This is a genomic window from Pseudomonas sp. WJP1, assembly GCF_028471945.1.
Taxonomy (GTDB): Bacteria; Pseudomonadota; Gammaproteobacteria; order Pseudomonadales; family Pseudomonadaceae; genus Aquipseudomonas.
Genome location: NZ_CP110128.1, coordinates 6,804,786 through 6,819,243 on the forward strand (window position 1 = coordinate 6,804,786; position 14,458 = coordinate 6,819,243).

Genomic DNA, 14,458 nt, shown 5'->3' on the forward strand with positions numbered 1-14,458 from the left:
CCCATGGGGGTTCGATTGCTTTCACGGTTGCGCCATCGGGGTGCGAAAGGCTACCTGACTGTTCAGACCAGTAAGACCGTGCGACGCCAGCAAAACCGCGGCCTGGCGCCCCGAAGCCGGCATGTTGGCATGGCCCGTGCTCTGTCCATCCGCAGAAATCACTCCTCGAAGATCCGGAGACTTGCCATGACCCAGCGTTACAGCGCCCTCCTCGCTGCCTTGTTCACCAGCCTCGTGCTGTGTCAGGCCCCCGCCCACGCCGACGCTCTGGAAGATGTGGTCAAGCGCGGCGTGCTCAAGGTCGCCGTACCGCAGGACTTCCCGCCCTTCGGCTCGGTCGGCCCGGACATGAAGCCCCGCGGCCTGGATATCGACACCGCCAAACTGCTGGCCGACCAGCTCAAGGTCAAACTCGAACTGACCCCGGTCAACAGCACCAACCGCATCCCGTTCCTGACCACCGGCAAGGTCGACCTGGTGATCTCCAGCCTGGGCAAGAACCCCGAGCGGGAAAAAGTCATCGACTTCTCCCGCGCCTATGCGCCGTTCTATCTCGCCGTGTTCGGTCCGCCGGACGCCGACATCAAGAGCCTGGACGACCTCAAGGGCAAAACCATCAGCGTCACCCGTGGCGCCATCGAAGACATCGAACTGACCAAGGTCGCCCCCGAAGGCGTGACCATCAAGCGTTTCGAAGACAACAACTCGACCATCGCCGCGTACCTGGCCGGGCAAGTGGACCTGATCGCCAGCGGCAACGTGGTGATGGTCGCGATCAGCGAGAAGAGCCCCAAACGCGTGCCGGCGCTGAAAGTGAAGCTCAAGGACTCGCCCGTCTACGTGGGCGTGAACAAGAACGAGCCGGCGCTGCTGGACAAGGTCAACCAGATCCTCGTGACCGCCAAGAGCGACGGAGCGCTGGAGAAAAATGCCCTGGCCTGGTTGAAAGAACCGCTGCCGGCCGACCTCTGATCCGGCGCGCAGGAGACACGCTATGGCTTATCAGTTCGATTTCTTGCCGGTGGTGCACAACACCGACCTGTTGCTGCGCGGTGCGTTGTTCACCCTTGAGCTGACGGCCATCGGCGCAGTGCTGGGGGTGGGCCTGGGCATCGTCGGGGCGCTGGTGCGGGCGTGGAACATCCGCCCCTTCGCCGGGATTTTCGCGGTCTACGTCGAGTTGATCCGCAATACGCCGTTCCTGGTGCAGTTGTTTTTCATCTTCTTCGGCCTGCCGTCACTGGGCGTGCAGATTTCCGAATGGCAGGCAGCGGTGCTGGCGATGGTGATCAATTTGGGAGCCTATTCGACCGAGATCATCCGCGCCGGCGTCCAGGCAATCCCGCGAGGTCAGCTGGAGGCCGCGGCGGCACTGGCGATGACGCGCTTCGAAGCCTTCCGCCACGTGGTGCTGCTACCGGCGCTGGGCAAGGTCTGGCCGGCCCTGAGCAGCCAGATCATCATCGTCATGCTCGGCTCGGCGGTCTGTTCGCAGATCGCCACCGAAGAGCTGAGCTTCGCCGCCAACTTCATCCAGTCGCGCAACTTCCGCGCCTTTGAAACCTATGCCCTGACCACGCTGCTCTATCTGTGCATGGCCTTGTTGATCCGCCAGTTGCTGAACTGGATCGGCCACCGGTTCATTGCAAGGAGCAGCCGATGAGCGATTTCACCTTCTGGGACATCGTGCGCAACCTGCTCACGGGCCTGCAATGGACACTGGCGTTGTCGCTGGTGGCGTTCGTGGGCGGCGGGCTGATCGGCTTGCTGATCATGCTGATGCGCCTCTCGAACAAACCCCTGCCGCGCAGCTTTGCCCGCACCTACATCGAACTGTTCCAGGGCACGCCGCTGTTGATGCAGCTGTTCCTGGTGTTCTTCGGGGTGGCGCTGGCAGGGGTGGAGATTTCGCCCTGGGCCGCGGCGGCAATCGCCCTGACGTTGTTCACCAGCGCCTATCTGGCGGAGATCTGGCGCGGTTGCGTCGAGTCGATCCCCCACGGCCAGTGGGAAGCCTCGTCGAGCCTGGCGCTGAACCCCCTGGAGCAACTGCGCTACGTGATTTTGCCGCAAGCGTTGCGCATCGCCGTGGCGCCGACCGTGGGTTTCTCGGTGCAAGTGGTCAAGGGCACTGCCGTGACCTCGATCATCGGCTTCACCGAACTGACCAAGACCGGCGGCATGTTGGCCAACGCCACTTTCGAACCCTTCATGGTCTACGGCCTGGTCGCCCTCGGCTACTTCCTGCTCTGCTACCCCTTGTCCCTCAGTGCGCGCTACCTGGAAAGGAGACTGCATGCCTCTGCTTAGAATTTCCGCCCTGCATAAATACTATGGCGACCACCATGTGCTCAAAGGCATCGACCTGAGTGTCGAGCAAGGCCAGGTGGTGGCGATCATCGGCCGTAGCGGCTCGGGCAAGTCGACCTTGCTGCGCACCCTCAACGGCCTGGAATCGATCAACGATGGCGTCATCGAAGTCGACGGCGAATACCTCGACGCCGCCCGCGCCGACCTGCGCAGCCTGCGGCAGAAAGTCGGGATGGTGTTCCAGCAGTTCAACCTGTTCCCGCACCTGACGGTCGGCGAGAACGTGATGCTCGCGCCGCAGGTGGTGCAGAAAGTGCCGAAAACCAAGGCCGCCGAACTGGCGCGGCAGATGCTGGAGCGGGTCGGGCTTGGGGAGAAGTTCGATGCCTTCCCCGATCGATTGTCCGGCGGGCAGCAACAGCGGGTGGCGATTGCCCGTGCGCTGGCGATGTCGCCCAAGGTATTGCTGTGCGACGAAATCACCTCGGCGCTCGACCCCGAGCTGGTCAACGAAGTGCTGAGCGTGGTTCGGCAACTGGCCAAGGAAGGCATGACGCTGATCATGGTCACCCATGAGATGCGTTTTGCCCGGGAGGTTGGGGACAAATTGGTGTTCATGCATCAGGGGTTGGTGCATGAGGTGGGTGATCCGAAGGAGTTGTTTGCCAATCCGCAGACGGTGGAGCTGGCGAATTTCATTGGGACAGTAGAGGCGGTGGGCTGAAGGCTCTTCGGTGCCTGTCAGGCCGTCTTCGCGGGCAAGCCCGCTCCCACAGGTTTTGTGTCGATCACAGAATTGTGAATTTACACCGATCACTGTGGGAGCGGGCTTGCCCGCGAAGGGGCCGGCGGCTACATCGCAAATCCCTAATGGGAACGATCGGCTTTGAACACAACGCGTTGGCGCCAGCCTGTGATCGTGGCACGATGTCGAGGTTAACGACCGAGACCCCCTGACCATGCCGCAATCCCAAGCCAAGAATCTGTCCCTGATCGCCGCAATCGACCTGGGCTCCAACAGCTTTCACATGGTCGTGGCCAAGGCCCAGAACGGCGAAATCCGCATTCTCGAACGTCTCGGGGAGAAGGTTCAGCTGGCCGCCGGTATCGACGACGAACGGCACCTCAGCGAAGAATCCATGCAGCGCGGGCTCGATTGCCTCAAGCGTTTCGCCCAACTGATCAACGGTATGCCCACGGGCGCCGTGCGGATCGTCGGCACCAACGCCCTGCGTGAAGCCCGTAACCGCAACGAATTCATCCACCGCGCCGAAGAAATCCTCGGCCACCCGGTGGAAGTCATCTCCGGCCGTGAAGAAGCGCGCCTGATCTATCTCGGCGTGTCCCACACCCTCGCCGACACCCCGGGCAAACGCCTGGTGGCCGACATCGGCGGCGGCAGTACCGAATTCATCATCGGCCAGCGTTTCGAGCCATTGTTGCGCGAAAGCCTGCAGATGGGCTGCGTCAGCTACACCCAGCGTTACTTCAAGGATGGCAAGATCACCCCGGCCCGCTACGCCCAGGCGTATACGGCAGCACGGCTGGAGATCATGAGCATCGAACACGCCCTGCATCGCCTGACCTGGGATGAAGCCATCGGCTCCTCGGGCACCATCCGCGCCATCGGCCTGGCGCTGAAGGCCGGCGGCCACGGCAGCGGCGAAGTGAATGCCGAAGGCCTGTCCTGGCTCAAGCGCAAGCTGATCAAACTGGGCGATGTCGAGAAAATCGACTTCGAAGGCATCAAGCCGGACCGTCGGGCGATTTTCCCGGCCGGCCTGGCGATCCTCGAAGCCATCTTCGATTCCCTTGAACTGCAACGCATGGACCACTGTGAAGGCGCGTTGCGCGAAGGCGTGCTCTATGACCTGCTGGGTCGCCATCATCACGAAGACGTGCGTGAACGCACCCTGACCTCGCTGATGGAGCGTTATCACGTCGACCTGGAACAGGCGGTGCGAGTCGAACGCAAGGCCCTGCATGCCTTCGATCAGGTGGCCAGGGACTGGGACCTGGAAGACGGCGTCTGGCGCGAACTGCTCGGCTGGGCGGCCAAGGTGCATGAAGTGGGCCTGGACATCGCCCACTATCAGTATCACAAGCACGGCGCCTACCTGATCGAGCACTCGGACCTGGCCGGCTTCTCCCGCGAGGACCAGCTGATGCTCGCACTGCTGGTTCGCGGTCACCGCCGCAACATTCCCAAGGACAAGTTCGCCGATTTCGGCGATGACGGCATCAAGCTGATTCGCCTGTGCGTGCTGCTGCGCTTCGCGATCCTGTTCCATCACATCCGCGGCACCCAGCAAATGCCCCAGGTGGAACTGAACGCCAATGGCAACTGCCTGGAAGTGGTGTTCCCGGAGCACTGGCTGGAAGACAACCAACTGACTCAGGCCGACTTCGAGATCGAAGCGCAGTGGCTCACGCGCGTGGATACCGTACTGACCGTTCGCTGAACCCCCGCCCCCCCCTGTAGGAGCGAGCCTGCTCGCGAAAAACCTGTTGGCGCCGCGTGCTTTCAGGCAGCACGCGTCATCGTTCACGTCCATCGCGAGCAGGCTCGCTCCTACAAGGGGCCGCGGTGGAAACAAAAATGGCGATCCGCAGGGATCGCCATTTTTTACCTCGTGCCGGTGTTACCGAACCGTCAGGATCGGGCTACCCAACCGCTCCAGCAATGTCGCCTGGGCACTGCGCGGGTTCTGGTTGCCGGTCGGCGTGTTGCGGATGTAACGACCGTCCGACTGCAGGCTCCAGCTGTGGGTGTTATCGGTCAGATACAGCTCCAGCTCTTTCTTGACCCGCATGATCAGCTTCTTGCCTTCCACCGGGAAGCAAGTCTCGACGCGCTTGTCGAGGTTGCGCTCCATCCAGTCGGCGCTGGAGAGGAACATCTGCTCATCGCCGCCATTGAGGAAGTAGAAGACCCGGGTGTGTTCCAGGAAGCGACCGATGATCGAGCGTACGTGGATGTTGTGCGACACCCCGGCGATGCCCGGCCGCAGGCAGCACATGCCACGCACTACCAGGTCGATGCGCACGCCCGACTGGCTGGCCTTGTACAGCGCGCGGATGATCTTCGGATCGGTCAGCGAGTTGAACTTGGCGATGATGTGCGCCGGTTTGCCGTCGAGGGCGAACTGGGTTTCGCGGGCAATCATGTCGAGCATGCCCTTTTTCAGGGTAAACGGCGCATGCAGCAGCTTCTTCATGCGCAGCGTCTTGCCCATGCCGATCAACTGGCTGAACAGTTTGCCGACGTCTTCGCACAGGGCGTCGTCGGAGGTCAGCAGGCTGTAGTCGGTGTACAGGCGGGCGTTGCCGGCGTGGTAGTTACCCGTACCAAGGTGCGCGTAACGCACGATCTCACCCGCTTCGCGGCGCAGGATCAGCATCATCTTGGCGTGGGTCTTGAAGCCGACCACACCGTAGATCACCACCGCACCGGCCGCTTGCAGACGGCTGGCCAGTTGCAGGTTGGATTCTTCATCGAACCGCGCGCGCAATTCGATCACCGCGGTGACTTCCTTGCCGTTACGCGCCGCGTCCACCAACGCATCGACGATTTCCGAGTTGGCGCCGGAGCGATACAGGGTCTGACGCACCGCCAGCACGTGCGGGTCCTTGGCGGCCTGGCGCAGCAGGTCGACCACCGGGGTGAACGACTCGAACGGGTGCAGCAGCAGGATGTCCTGCTTGCTGATCACGCTGAAGATGTTCTCGCTGTTTTGCAGCAGTTTCGGGATCTGCGGGGTAAACGGCAGGTACTGCAGCTCGCGCTGGCTGTCCAGGCCGGTGATGCTGAACAGACGCGTCAGGTTCACCGGGCCGTTGACCTGATACAGCTCGGTTTCGCTCAGGTTGAATTGCTTGAGCAGGTAATCGGACAGGTGTTTCGGGCAGGTATCGGCTACCTCCAGGCGCACCGCGTCGCCATAACGACGGGAGAACAATTCGCCACGCAGGGCACGCGCCAGGTCTTCGACATCCTCGGAGTCCAGCGCCAGGTCGGCGTTTCGGGTCAGGCGGAACTGGTAGCAGCCCTTGACCTTCATGCCCTGGAACAAGTCATCGGCGTGGGCGTGGATCATCGACGACAGGAACACATAGTTGTCGCCAGCGCCGCCGACTTCTTCCGGCACCTTGATGATGCGCGGCAGCAGGCGCGGTGCCGGGATGATCGCCAGGCCGGAGTCGCGACCGAAGGCATCGATGCCTTCGAGCTCGACGATGAAGTTCAGGCTCTTGTTGACCAGCAATGGGAACGGGTGCGTCGGGTCGAGGCCGATCGGGGTGATGATCGGGGCGATTTCGTCGCGGAAATAGCGCCGGACCCAGGTCTTGAGCTTGGTGGTCCAGTTGCGGCGACGGATGAAGCGGACCTGATGCTTTTCCAGTTCCGGCAGCAGAATGTCGTTGAGGATCGCGTACTGACGGTCAACGTGACCGTGCACCAGTTCACTGATGCGGGCCAGGGCCTGGTGCGGTTGCAAGCCGTCGGCACCGGCCTGTTCCCGGGCAAAGGTGATCTGCTTCTTGAGGCCGGCGACGCGAATCTCGAAGAACTCGTCCAGGTTGCTGGAGAAGATCAGCAGGAACTTCAGGCGCTCCAGCAGCGGGTAGGACTCGTCCAGTGCCTGTTCCAGCACGCGGATATTGAACTGCAGTTGCGACAGCTCACGGTGGATGTACAGGCTGCTGTCATCCAGGCCGGGAATGGCAATCGCCGGCGCTGCCACAGCGGTCTCGACGACCGCCGCGGGCGGAGCTGGCTCCAGCTCCGGCGGGGTCTCGTCGACTTGCTCCACCACAGGTTGAGCGTCTTTTACGGCCACTTCAGTGAGTACTTCGGTATTCATCGAATGTTCCTGGGAGGGCTATTGTTGCTCTCGTAACAATTGAGCAGCACGAACGGCGAAATACGTCAGGATGCCATCAGCGCCTGCACGTTTAAAAGCGGTCAGGGATTCGAGGATAACCCCTTCGCTCAACCAGCCATTCTGGATCGCCGCCATGTGCATGGCGTATTCGCCACTGACTTGATAAACAAAGGTCGGCACTTTGAATTCTTCTTTGACCCGGCAGAGGATGTCCAGATAGGGCATGCCTGGCTTGACCATGACCATGTCTGCGCCTTCTGACAAGTCAGCCGCCACTTCGTGCAGGGCTTCGTTGCTGTTGGCCGGGTCCATCTGATAGGAGGCCTTGTTGGCCTTGCCCAGGTTCAGTGCCGAACCGACCGCATCCCGGAACGGGCCGTAGTAGGCACTGGCGTACTTCGCCGAGTAGGCCATGATCCGCACGTTGACGTGACCGGCCACTTCGAGGGCTTCGCGGATCGCCTGGATGCGACCGTCCATCATGTCCGAAGGTGCAACCACCTGGGCGCCCGCTTCGGCATGGGACAGGGCTTGCCGGACCAGTGCGTCGACGGTGATGTCGTTCTGCACATAGCCTTCTTCGTCGAGAATGCCGTCCTGGCCGTGGGTGGTGAACGGGTCCAGCGCGACGTCGGTGATCACGCCCAGCTCAGGGAACTGCGCACGCAGCGCGCGGGTGGCGCGCTGGGCAATGCCTTCGGGGTTCCAGGCTTCGGCGGCATCCAGCGACTTGAGCTCTGGAGGCGTCACCGGGAACAGCGCCAGCGCCGGAATCCCCAGCTCGACCCACTTGGCCGCTTCTTCAAGCAACAGATCAATGGTCAAGCGCTCGACGCCCGGCATCGAGGCCACTGCTTCGCGACGGTTTTCACCGTCCAGCACAAACACCGGCAGGATCAGGTCATCGACGGTCAACACGTTTTCACGGACCAGGCGACGCGAGAAATCGTCACGACGGTTGCGGCGCAGGCGGGTTGCAGGGAACAAGCGGTTGGCGGGGGTAAAGCTCACGGCAGACTCCTGAGCCCGCGCGGATGGGCGAGCGTGACAGTTATAAGCGGCCATTATGACGAAGGTATTACAGTTGTGTGCACCCAGTGACACGTAGCCGCATTCCATTGTCCTTGTAGGAAATGTTCACGTCGAGACACATTTGGACACTTTCCTGAATGTGTACGAAGGGTTAGGCTGCGCGTTCATTTCGCCAGCACCCAGACAATGCTCCAACAATTCCTGCATGACTTCGGCTACTTTGCCCTTTTCCTAGGCACGTTCTTCGAAGGCGAAACCATCCTGGTGCTCGCGGGCTTCCTCGCGTTCCGTGGATACATGGACATCAACCTGGTGGTGGTCGTGGCGTTCTTCGGCAGCTATGCCGGCGATCAGCTGTGGTACTTCCTGGGACGCAAGCACGGGCGCAAGTTGCTGGCACGCAAACCGCGCTGGCAGCTGATGGGGGATCGTGCGCTGGAGCACATCCGCAAGCATCCGGACATCTGGGTCCTGAGCTTTCGCTTCGTCTACGGCCTGCGCACCGTGATGCCGGTGGCGATTGGCCTGTCGGGCTATCCACCGGGCCGTTATCTGCTGCTCAACGGGATTGGCGCCGCGATCTGGGCCACCGCACTGGCGGCGGCGGCCTATCACTTCGGCGCAGTACTGGAAGGGATGCTCGGCAGCATCAAGAAGTACGAACTTTGGGTGCTTGGTGCCCTGCTCGTCCTCGGACTTGGCCTGTGGATGCGCCGCCGGTTCAAGAATGCTCGCCTGGCCAAGCAGATCTATGCCGACGAGCAAGCCCTGAAGGCCCAAAAGCACAATACCGGCAACCCTAAGACGCCAGTCGAGTAAACCGGTTTCTGCAGCAGTAGAGCCCGATACCGCTGATCAGACTGTAACTGAGCAGGCCGACCCAGCCCACCGCGCTGGCCGGCCACAGCCCCACCAGCGGCGCCAGCCATACCAGCGGCACATTCGATGCCAGGCGCAGCAACTCCAGCTTCAGCGCCCACGGGCGATTCTCCAGGGCCACGCCCAGGACGAACAGGCCCAACGCCACAGCCCCCCAGCCCAGCACCAACGCAGCCGTCGACAAGCTGGGCGCAAAGTTCATCAAATAACTGCCCAGTGCGACGTAGACGCAGAACTGCAGCAGCACGTAGAGCTGCTGACGCCCGTCCAGCGGCACTTCAAATTTGCGGAACTGGCTCAGGTCCGGTTTGTTCATCGGGTACCTGGCCGCCACGTCCGCCGGCCGCCAGCCAGTGCGCATGAACCAGATCCGCAGCTTGTCCCAGGTGCTTTCGGCACGCCGCGCGTCCGCCCACAACTGGGCGTAGAACTGCATGTTGGCCCACACCGGGTTCCAGCTCGCCAGCGGCGTGGTCACGCCGAAAATCACCGGTTCGTTGTCGTCCTCTTCCTGGAACGAGCCGAATAGACGGTCCCAAATAATGAACACGCCGCCGTAGTTGCGATCCATGTAGAGAGCGTTCTGTGCATGGTGGGCCCGATGATTGGATGGCGTGACGAAAAACCACTCGAACCAGCCGAGCTTGGGAATGTGCCGGGTATGCACCCAGAACTGATACAGCAGGTTCAGCGCCGCGACGCTGACGAACACCAGCAACGGCACACCGACGACGGCCATGGGCAGGTAGAAGATCCAGCTCAGCAGGAACCCGGTACTGGTCTGGCGCAGGGCGGTGGAGAGGTTGTAGTCCTCGCTTTGGTGATGCACCGAATGCGCGGCCCAGAGAATATTGCGCTCGTGGCCCATGCGGTGCAGCCAGTAGTAGCAGAAATCGTAAAGGACGAAGGCGAATACCCAGACCCAGACGCTGTCGGCCGAGAGTTCGAACAGCGCCAGGTGCTTGAGGGCGAACGCATAGGTCACCAACCCCACGCCTTTGGTCAACAGGCCCGTGGTGGTCGACAGCACGCCGGTGCTGATGCTGTTGATCGCGTCCGCCAACCGATAGTTGCTGACCCCGCGCCAACGGTCGGCCAGCAGCTCGACAGCGATCAGCACAAAGAAAAACGGCACCGCATACAGAATGAAGTCCATGACGCGCCCTGATGGGAATCTTGAGGACAGATCCTATGTGTAGCCTCGAATTATCCCTATGGCAACGAGTGACAAATTAGTGGACATTTAACGCCATGAATCTGGAGAAAAGCCCATGAGCAAAAAAGTTGCAGTGATCCTTTCCGGTTGTGGCGTATACGACGGCGCCGAAATTTACGAAAGCGTGGTGACCCTGCTGCGCCTGGACCAGCGTGGCGCGCAGGTGCAGTGTTTTGCACCGAATATCGCGCAGCTGCACGTGATCAATCACCTGACCGGCGAAGAAATGCCCGAGTCGCGCAATGTGCTGGTGGAGTCCGCCCGCATAGCCCGTGGTGAGGTCAAGGATATCCGCGAAGCCGACGTCGAAGAATTCGATGCACTGATCATTCCCGGCGGCTTCGGCTCGGCCAAGAACCTTTCCAACTTCGCCATCGAAGGTACCGCCTGCACGGTTCAGCCGGACGTCCTGGCCTTGACCGAAGCCTTTGCCGAGGCTGGCAAACCGGTCGGCCTGATCTGCATCTCGCCTGCCCTGGCGGCGAAAATCTATGGGCCCGGCGTGACATGCACCATCGGCAACGACGCAGAAACGGCCGCGGCGCTGAACAAAATGGGCGCCACGCACAAGGAATGCGCCGTGAGCGATATCGTCGAAGACAAGGCGCGCAAACTGGTGAGCACTCCGGCGTACATGCTGGCGGGGAGCATCAGTGAGGCGGCGTCGGGGATCAACAAACTGGTCGACCGCGTGCTCGAACTGACCCACGAAAACGACGCCTGACACGCGTCAAAACTGTGGGAGCGAGCCTGCTCGCGATAGCGGTCTAACCGTCAACATCTATTTTGGATGTGCCGGCCCCATCGCGAGCAGGCTCGCTCCCACAGGGGGCACTGCAAGGCCTACGACTTGCGGGACAGACGAGTGAGTATGCGGTCCAGCGCATTGGCAAACGCCTGCTTTTCCCGCTCGCCAAAGGGTGCCGGCCCGCCACTCATCTGCCCCTGTTCACGCAAGTCGGTGAACAGGTTGCGCACGGCCAGGCGATCGCCCATGTTCTGCGCGTCAAACTCCTTGCCCCTCGGGTCCAGCGCGGCAACGCCTTTTTTCACCAACCGGTCGGCCAGCGGCACATCGCTGCAGATCACCAACTCACCCGGCACCGCGTGTTCCACGAGGTAGTCGTCGGCCGCATCGGGGCCACTTGGCACCACAATCAGCTTCACCAGGGCCAGGCCAGGTTTGCTCTGCGGCTGGCCGGCCACCAGCACCACCTCGAACTGGCGCTTGAGGGCGAACTTCACCACCAGATCCTTGGCCGCCCGGGGGCAGGCGTCGGCATCGATCCATACGCGCATAGATTTTTCCTCCGTTAAAAGCTTCGCGGGCAAGCCTCGCTCCTACGGTTCATTGTCGTACACACAATGGTGTATCAACATAAAACCTGTAGGAGCGAGGCTTGCCCGCGAATATGAGCGAAGCGAATGCTGTTACGAAACCTGCACCCGCTGCTTCTCGGCCACACGACTACGACCATACAGCACAACGATCGCCAGGATCGCCACCGCCTGCGCACTCAACGAATACGCATCCGCATGAATCCCCAACCAATCGAACTCAAAGAACGCCACCGGCCGCGTGCCGAAAATCCCCGCTTCCTGCAACGCCTTCACACCATGCCCGGCGAACACCACCGACAAGGCACAGAGCAGACCGGCGTTGATGCTGAAGAACAGCGCCAGCGGCAGTTTCGCCGAGCCGCGCAGGATCACCCAGGCCAGGCCGACCAACAACACCATCGCCGTCGCACCACCGGCCAGCACGGCGTCATGGCCCGCAGGCCCGGCCTGCAACCACAGGGTTTCGTAGAACAGGATCACTTCGAACAGCTCGCGATACACCGAGAAGAACGCCAGGATCGCAAAACCGAAACGCCCACCCCCGCCCACCAGGCTGCTCTTGATGTAATCCTGCCAGGCCGCGGCATGACGACGGTCGTGCATCCACACACCGAGCCACAACACCATGACGCTGGCGAACAGCGCCGTCGCGCCTTCCAGCAACTCACGCTGCGAGCCGCTGACATCGATCACATAAGCCGCCAGCGCCCAGGTACCCAAGCCGGCCAGCAGCGCCAGGCCCCATCCGACGTTGACGCTGCGCACCGCCGATTGCTGGCCGGTGTTACGCAGGAAGGCAAGGATCGCCGCCAGCACCAAAATCGCTTCCAGGCCTTCGCGCAGCAGAATCAACAGGCCGGAAATGTAGCTCAGCGACCAGCTCAAGCCATCGCTGCCCAACAAATCGGCAGACGCCTTCAATTTGCCCTTGGCCGCCTCCAGACGCTGCTCGACCTGGTCTACCGACAAGCCATCCTGCAATGACTGGCGGTAAGCCATCAGCGACTTCTCAGTGTCCTTGCGCACGGTGGCATCGACGTTGTCCAGGGAGCTTTCGACCAGTTCGAAACCTTCCAGGTATGCCGCCACGGACAAGTCATAGGCCTGATCGTGGTCACCCGCGCGGTAAGCCGCGACGCTCTTGTCCAGGGTGCTGGCGGTGTAGTCGAGCAACTGCGCCGGGCCACGCTTGGCCTGCGGCGGCTGAGCCCGTTGCGCGCGGAAAGTCGCGGCAGCCTGCGGGCCGTCGGTGGCCTGCACTTCGGCCGGGGTCTGGCGGGCCAGATCGGCAATGTTGTAGGTCTTGTCGCTGCTGGCAGTCTGCGGATCGGCGCTGAAGCTGGCGACATAGGTTGCCAGGTCCCAACGCTGACGATCATCGAGCTGATCGCCGAAAGCCGGCATGTCTGTGCCTTCGACCCCCAGGCCTACCGTGTTGTAGATCGCGTAGAGGCTCAGGTGATCCAGGCGCGCGTTATCACGCAAATTGGCCGGCGGCGGGGTCAACCCCACTCCCGCCGGACCGTCGCCAGCACCTGTATCGCCGTGGCACACCGAACAATGCTGGGCGTACAGTGGCGCGCCGCGAGTCGGGTCCGGGGTGATGATCGGGGCCTGGCTGATTTCATAGGCCACAGCCAGTTTTGCGCCAAGCTGCCGAGCCTGACGGGCGACGTCTGCGCCGTCCTCACGCGCGGTGATCGCCGCGTGCAGCTGACTGATGCCCTGCTCCAGCCCGGCCTTTTCCGGTTTGGCCGGCATGCCGGCAATCAAGCCTTGCAACGCCTGGGTGAATTCCAGTTGTTCGCGGTATTCGGATTCGTTGACGACCTTGCCTGCCTGCACCGCTTGCGGGTAGTCCGCGCCGATGTAATCAAGTAGGTGCAGCGCCTGCGGTGCGCCTTCCACGGTGTCGGCCAGCAGATTGAAACTGCACAGGGCAAACACCGGCGCTATCAGCCAGGCCAGGAATCGGGACGGGGCAATCATGAATGAATCTCAATTGGAAACACGAAGTAACATATTGTTCCCTCCCAATCACTTTCACTCAAGCTTTGTCGTAGATTGCGCGACAGGCCTTAAACGAAAAAGGCGACCTGAAGAGGTCGCCTTTTTTGTGCCTGATGGTTCAAACCGCGACTTTGCGCAGGGTGGCCATGAACGCCGCCGCGCCGATGAACAGTCCGGCAAAGGTACGGTTCATGCGCCTTTGCTGTTTCGGTGTGCGCAACATACGCAGCACCTTGGAAGCCAGCCCGGTGTAACCGGCCATGACGACCAGATCCACGCAGACCATGGTGACACCGATGATCACGTACTGGATCAGCAGTGGCGCGTGCGGATCGATGAACTGCGGCAACACCGCCAGCATGAACACCAACGCCTTGGGGTTGCTGATGTTCACCAGAAAGCCTCGGAACACCAGGGCCATCGGCTTGCCAATCTGCCGGACAGCCGCGTCATCGCTCATGTCGCTGGGCAGCGCACGCCATTGTTTGATGGCGAGAAAAACCAGGTAGGCCACGCCGAACCATTTGATCGCATAGAAGGCGGTGGCGGATGCCGTAAGAATCGCGCCAACACCGGCGCCGACAATCGCAATCTGCACCGCAAGGCCCAATTGCAGGCCCAGGGCGTTCCAGTAACCACGCCAGAAACCGTACTGCAGACCACTGGACATCGACGCAATGGCGCCGGCACCGGGAGACAGGCTGATCACCCAGCAGGCGGCAAAAAACGCCAGCCATGTTTGAAGCTCCATTGCACACCTCGACTCGAACTCGTGACAGATGTC

General features: G+C 61.6%; 13 protein-coding genes. 7 read left to right on the forward strand and 6 right to left on the reverse strand.

Annotated features, from left to right (window positions below; genetic code table 11):
* Positions 1–186: 186 nt before the first annotated feature.
* The 5 genes from OH720_RS30725 (at position 187) to ppx (ending at position 4,772) form a co-directional block, all read left to right on the forward strand.
* On the forward strand, positions 187–972 hold the full coding sequence (locus OH720_RS30725; protein ID WP_180202206.1) for a transporter substrate-binding domain-containing protein: 786 nt from the start codon (positions 187–189) through the stop codon (positions 970–972).
* A 22-nt stretch (positions 973–994) separates the two neighbouring features.
* A complete protein-coding gene (locus OH720_RS30730) occupies positions 995–1,663 on the forward strand; it encodes an amino acid ABC transporter permease (RefSeq protein ID WP_180202205.1) in 669 nt (222 codons plus the stop codon).
* Positions 1,660–2,310, forward strand: a complete 651-nt coding sequence (locus OH720_RS30735; protein ID WP_272603976.1) for an amino acid ABC transporter permease — start codon at positions 1,660–1,662, stop codon at positions 2,308–2,310. Before OH720_RS30730 ends, OH720_RS30735 begins: the two co-directional genes overlap by 4 nt.
* Complete coding sequence (locus OH720_RS30740; protein ID WP_272603977.1) at positions 2,297–3,034, forward strand: amino acid ABC transporter ATP-binding protein; 738 nt, start codon at positions 2,297–2,299, stop codon at positions 3,032–3,034. The genes OH720_RS30735 and OH720_RS30740 overlap by 14 nt, the downstream gene beginning before the upstream one ends.
* Positions 3,035–3,269: 235 nt before the next feature.
* Positions 3,270–4,772 carry an exopolyphosphatase gene (gene ppx / locus OH720_RS30745; protein ID WP_272603978.1) on the forward strand — a complete coding sequence of 501 codons (1,503 nt, stop codon included), beginning with the start codon at positions 3,270–3,272 and terminating at the stop codon, positions 4,770–4,772.
* 180 nt (positions 4,773–4,952) lie between these two features.
* On the opposite strand, the gene ppk1 is transcribed toward ppx, so the two are convergent.
* A complete protein-coding gene (gene ppk1, locus OH720_RS30750; RefSeq protein WP_272603979.1) occupies positions 4,953–7,175 on the reverse strand; it encodes a polyphosphate kinase 1 in 2,223 nt (740 codons plus the stop codon).
* A gap of 18 nt (positions 7,176–7,193) precedes the next feature.
* Positions 7,194–8,207: a porphobilinogen synthase gene (gene hemB, locus OH720_RS30755; RefSeq protein ID WP_272603980.1), complete on the reverse strand. Its 1,014-nt coding sequence runs from the start codon at positions 8,205–8,207 to the stop codon at positions 7,194–7,196.
* A 207-nt stretch (positions 8,208–8,414) separates the two neighbouring features.
* Here hemB and OH720_RS30760 point away from each other — a divergent pair, with 207 nt between their 5' ends.
* Positions 8,415–9,047, forward strand: a complete 633-nt coding sequence (locus OH720_RS30760) for a DedA family protein (RefSeq protein WP_272603981.1) — start codon at positions 8,415–8,417, stop codon at positions 9,045–9,047.
* Here OH720_RS30760 and OH720_RS30765 read toward each other — a convergent pair.
* Positions 9,028–10,263: a sterol desaturase family protein gene (locus tag OH720_RS30765; protein WP_272603982.1), complete on the reverse strand. Its 1,236-nt coding sequence runs from the start codon at positions 10,261–10,263 to the stop codon at positions 9,028–9,030. The two genes, OH720_RS30760 and OH720_RS30765, sit on opposite strands and share 20 nt — an antisense overlap.
* A gap of 115 nt (positions 10,264–10,378) precedes the next feature.
* Here OH720_RS30765 and elbB point away from each other — a divergent pair, with 115 nt between their 5' ends.
* Positions 10,379–11,047, forward strand: coding sequence for an isoprenoid biosynthesis glyoxalase ElbB (gene elbB / locus OH720_RS30770; RefSeq protein ID WP_272603983.1), 669 nt, complete (start codon positions 10,379–10,381; stop codon positions 11,045–11,047).
* 119 nt (positions 11,048–11,166) lie between these two features.
* Here the strand turns inward: elbB and OH720_RS30775 are convergent, their stop codons facing one another.
* The 3 genes from OH720_RS30775 to OH720_RS30785 form a co-directional block, all read right to left on the reverse strand.
* Positions 11,167–11,622: a YaiI/YqxD family protein gene (locus OH720_RS30775; RefSeq protein WP_272603984.1), complete on the reverse strand. Its 456-nt coding sequence runs from the start codon at positions 11,620–11,622 to the stop codon at positions 11,167–11,169.
* Between the two features lie 132 nt (positions 11,623–11,754).
* Complete coding sequence (locus OH720_RS30780) at positions 11,755–13,653, reverse strand: FTR1 family protein (protein WP_272603985.1); 1,899 nt, start codon at positions 13,651–13,653, stop codon at positions 11,755–11,757.
* Positions 13,654–13,792: 139 nt separating this feature from the next.
* Positions 13,793–14,425 (reverse strand): LysE family transporter, encoded by a 633-nt coding sequence (locus OH720_RS30785; RefSeq protein ID WP_272603986.1) that lies wholly within the window; start codon positions 14,423–14,425, stop codon positions 13,793–13,795.
* Positions 14,426–14,458 lie beyond the last annotated feature (33 nt).

Bases quoted from the DNA above. Each gene is read 5' to 3' on its own strand.
- OH720_RS30780 (WP_272603985.1), bottom strand. From the start codon at position 13,653: ATGATTGCCCCGTCCCGATTCCTGGCCTGGCTGATAGCGCCGGTGTTT.
- OH720_RS30775 (WP_272603984.1), bottom strand. From the start codon at position 11,622: ATGCGCGTATGGATCGATGCCGACGCCTGCCCCCGGGCGGCCAAGGAT.
- ppk1 (WP_272603979.1), bottom strand. From the start codon at position 7,175: ATGAATACCGAAGTACTCACTGAAGTGGCCGTAAAAGACGCTCAACCT.
- elbB (WP_272603983.1), top strand. From the start codon at position 10,379: ATGAGCAAAAAAGTTGCAGTGATCCTTTCCGGTTGTGGCGTATACGAC.
- OH720_RS30785 (WP_272603986.1), bottom strand. From the start codon at position 14,425: ATGGAGCTTCAAACATGGCTGGCGTTTTTTGCCGCCTGCTGGGTGATC.
- OH720_RS30735 (WP_272603976.1), top strand. From the start codon at position 1,660: ATGAGCGATTTCACCTTCTGGGACATCGTGCGCAACCTGCTCACGGGC.
- OH720_RS30760 (WP_272603981.1), top strand. From the start codon at position 8,415: ATGCTCCAACAATTCCTGCATGACTTCGGCTACTTTGCCCTTTTCCTA.
- OH720_RS30740 (WP_272603977.1), top strand. From the start codon at position 2,297: ATGCCTCTGCTTAGAATTTCCGCCCTGCATAAATACTATGGCGACCAC.
- OH720_RS30725 (WP_180202206.1), top strand. From the start codon at position 187: ATGACCCAGCGTTACAGCGCCCTCCTCGCTGCCTTGTTCACCAGCCTC.
- ppx (WP_272603978.1), top strand. From the start codon at position 3,270: ATGCCGCAATCCCAAGCCAAGAATCTGTCCCTGATCGCCGCAATCGAC.
- OH720_RS30730 (WP_180202205.1), top strand. From the start codon at position 995: ATGGCTTATCAGTTCGATTTCTTGCCGGTGGTGCACAACACCGACCTG.
- OH720_RS30765 (WP_272603982.1), bottom strand. From the start codon at position 10,263: ATGGACTTCATTCTGTATGCGGTGCCGTTTTTCTTTGTGCTGATCGCT.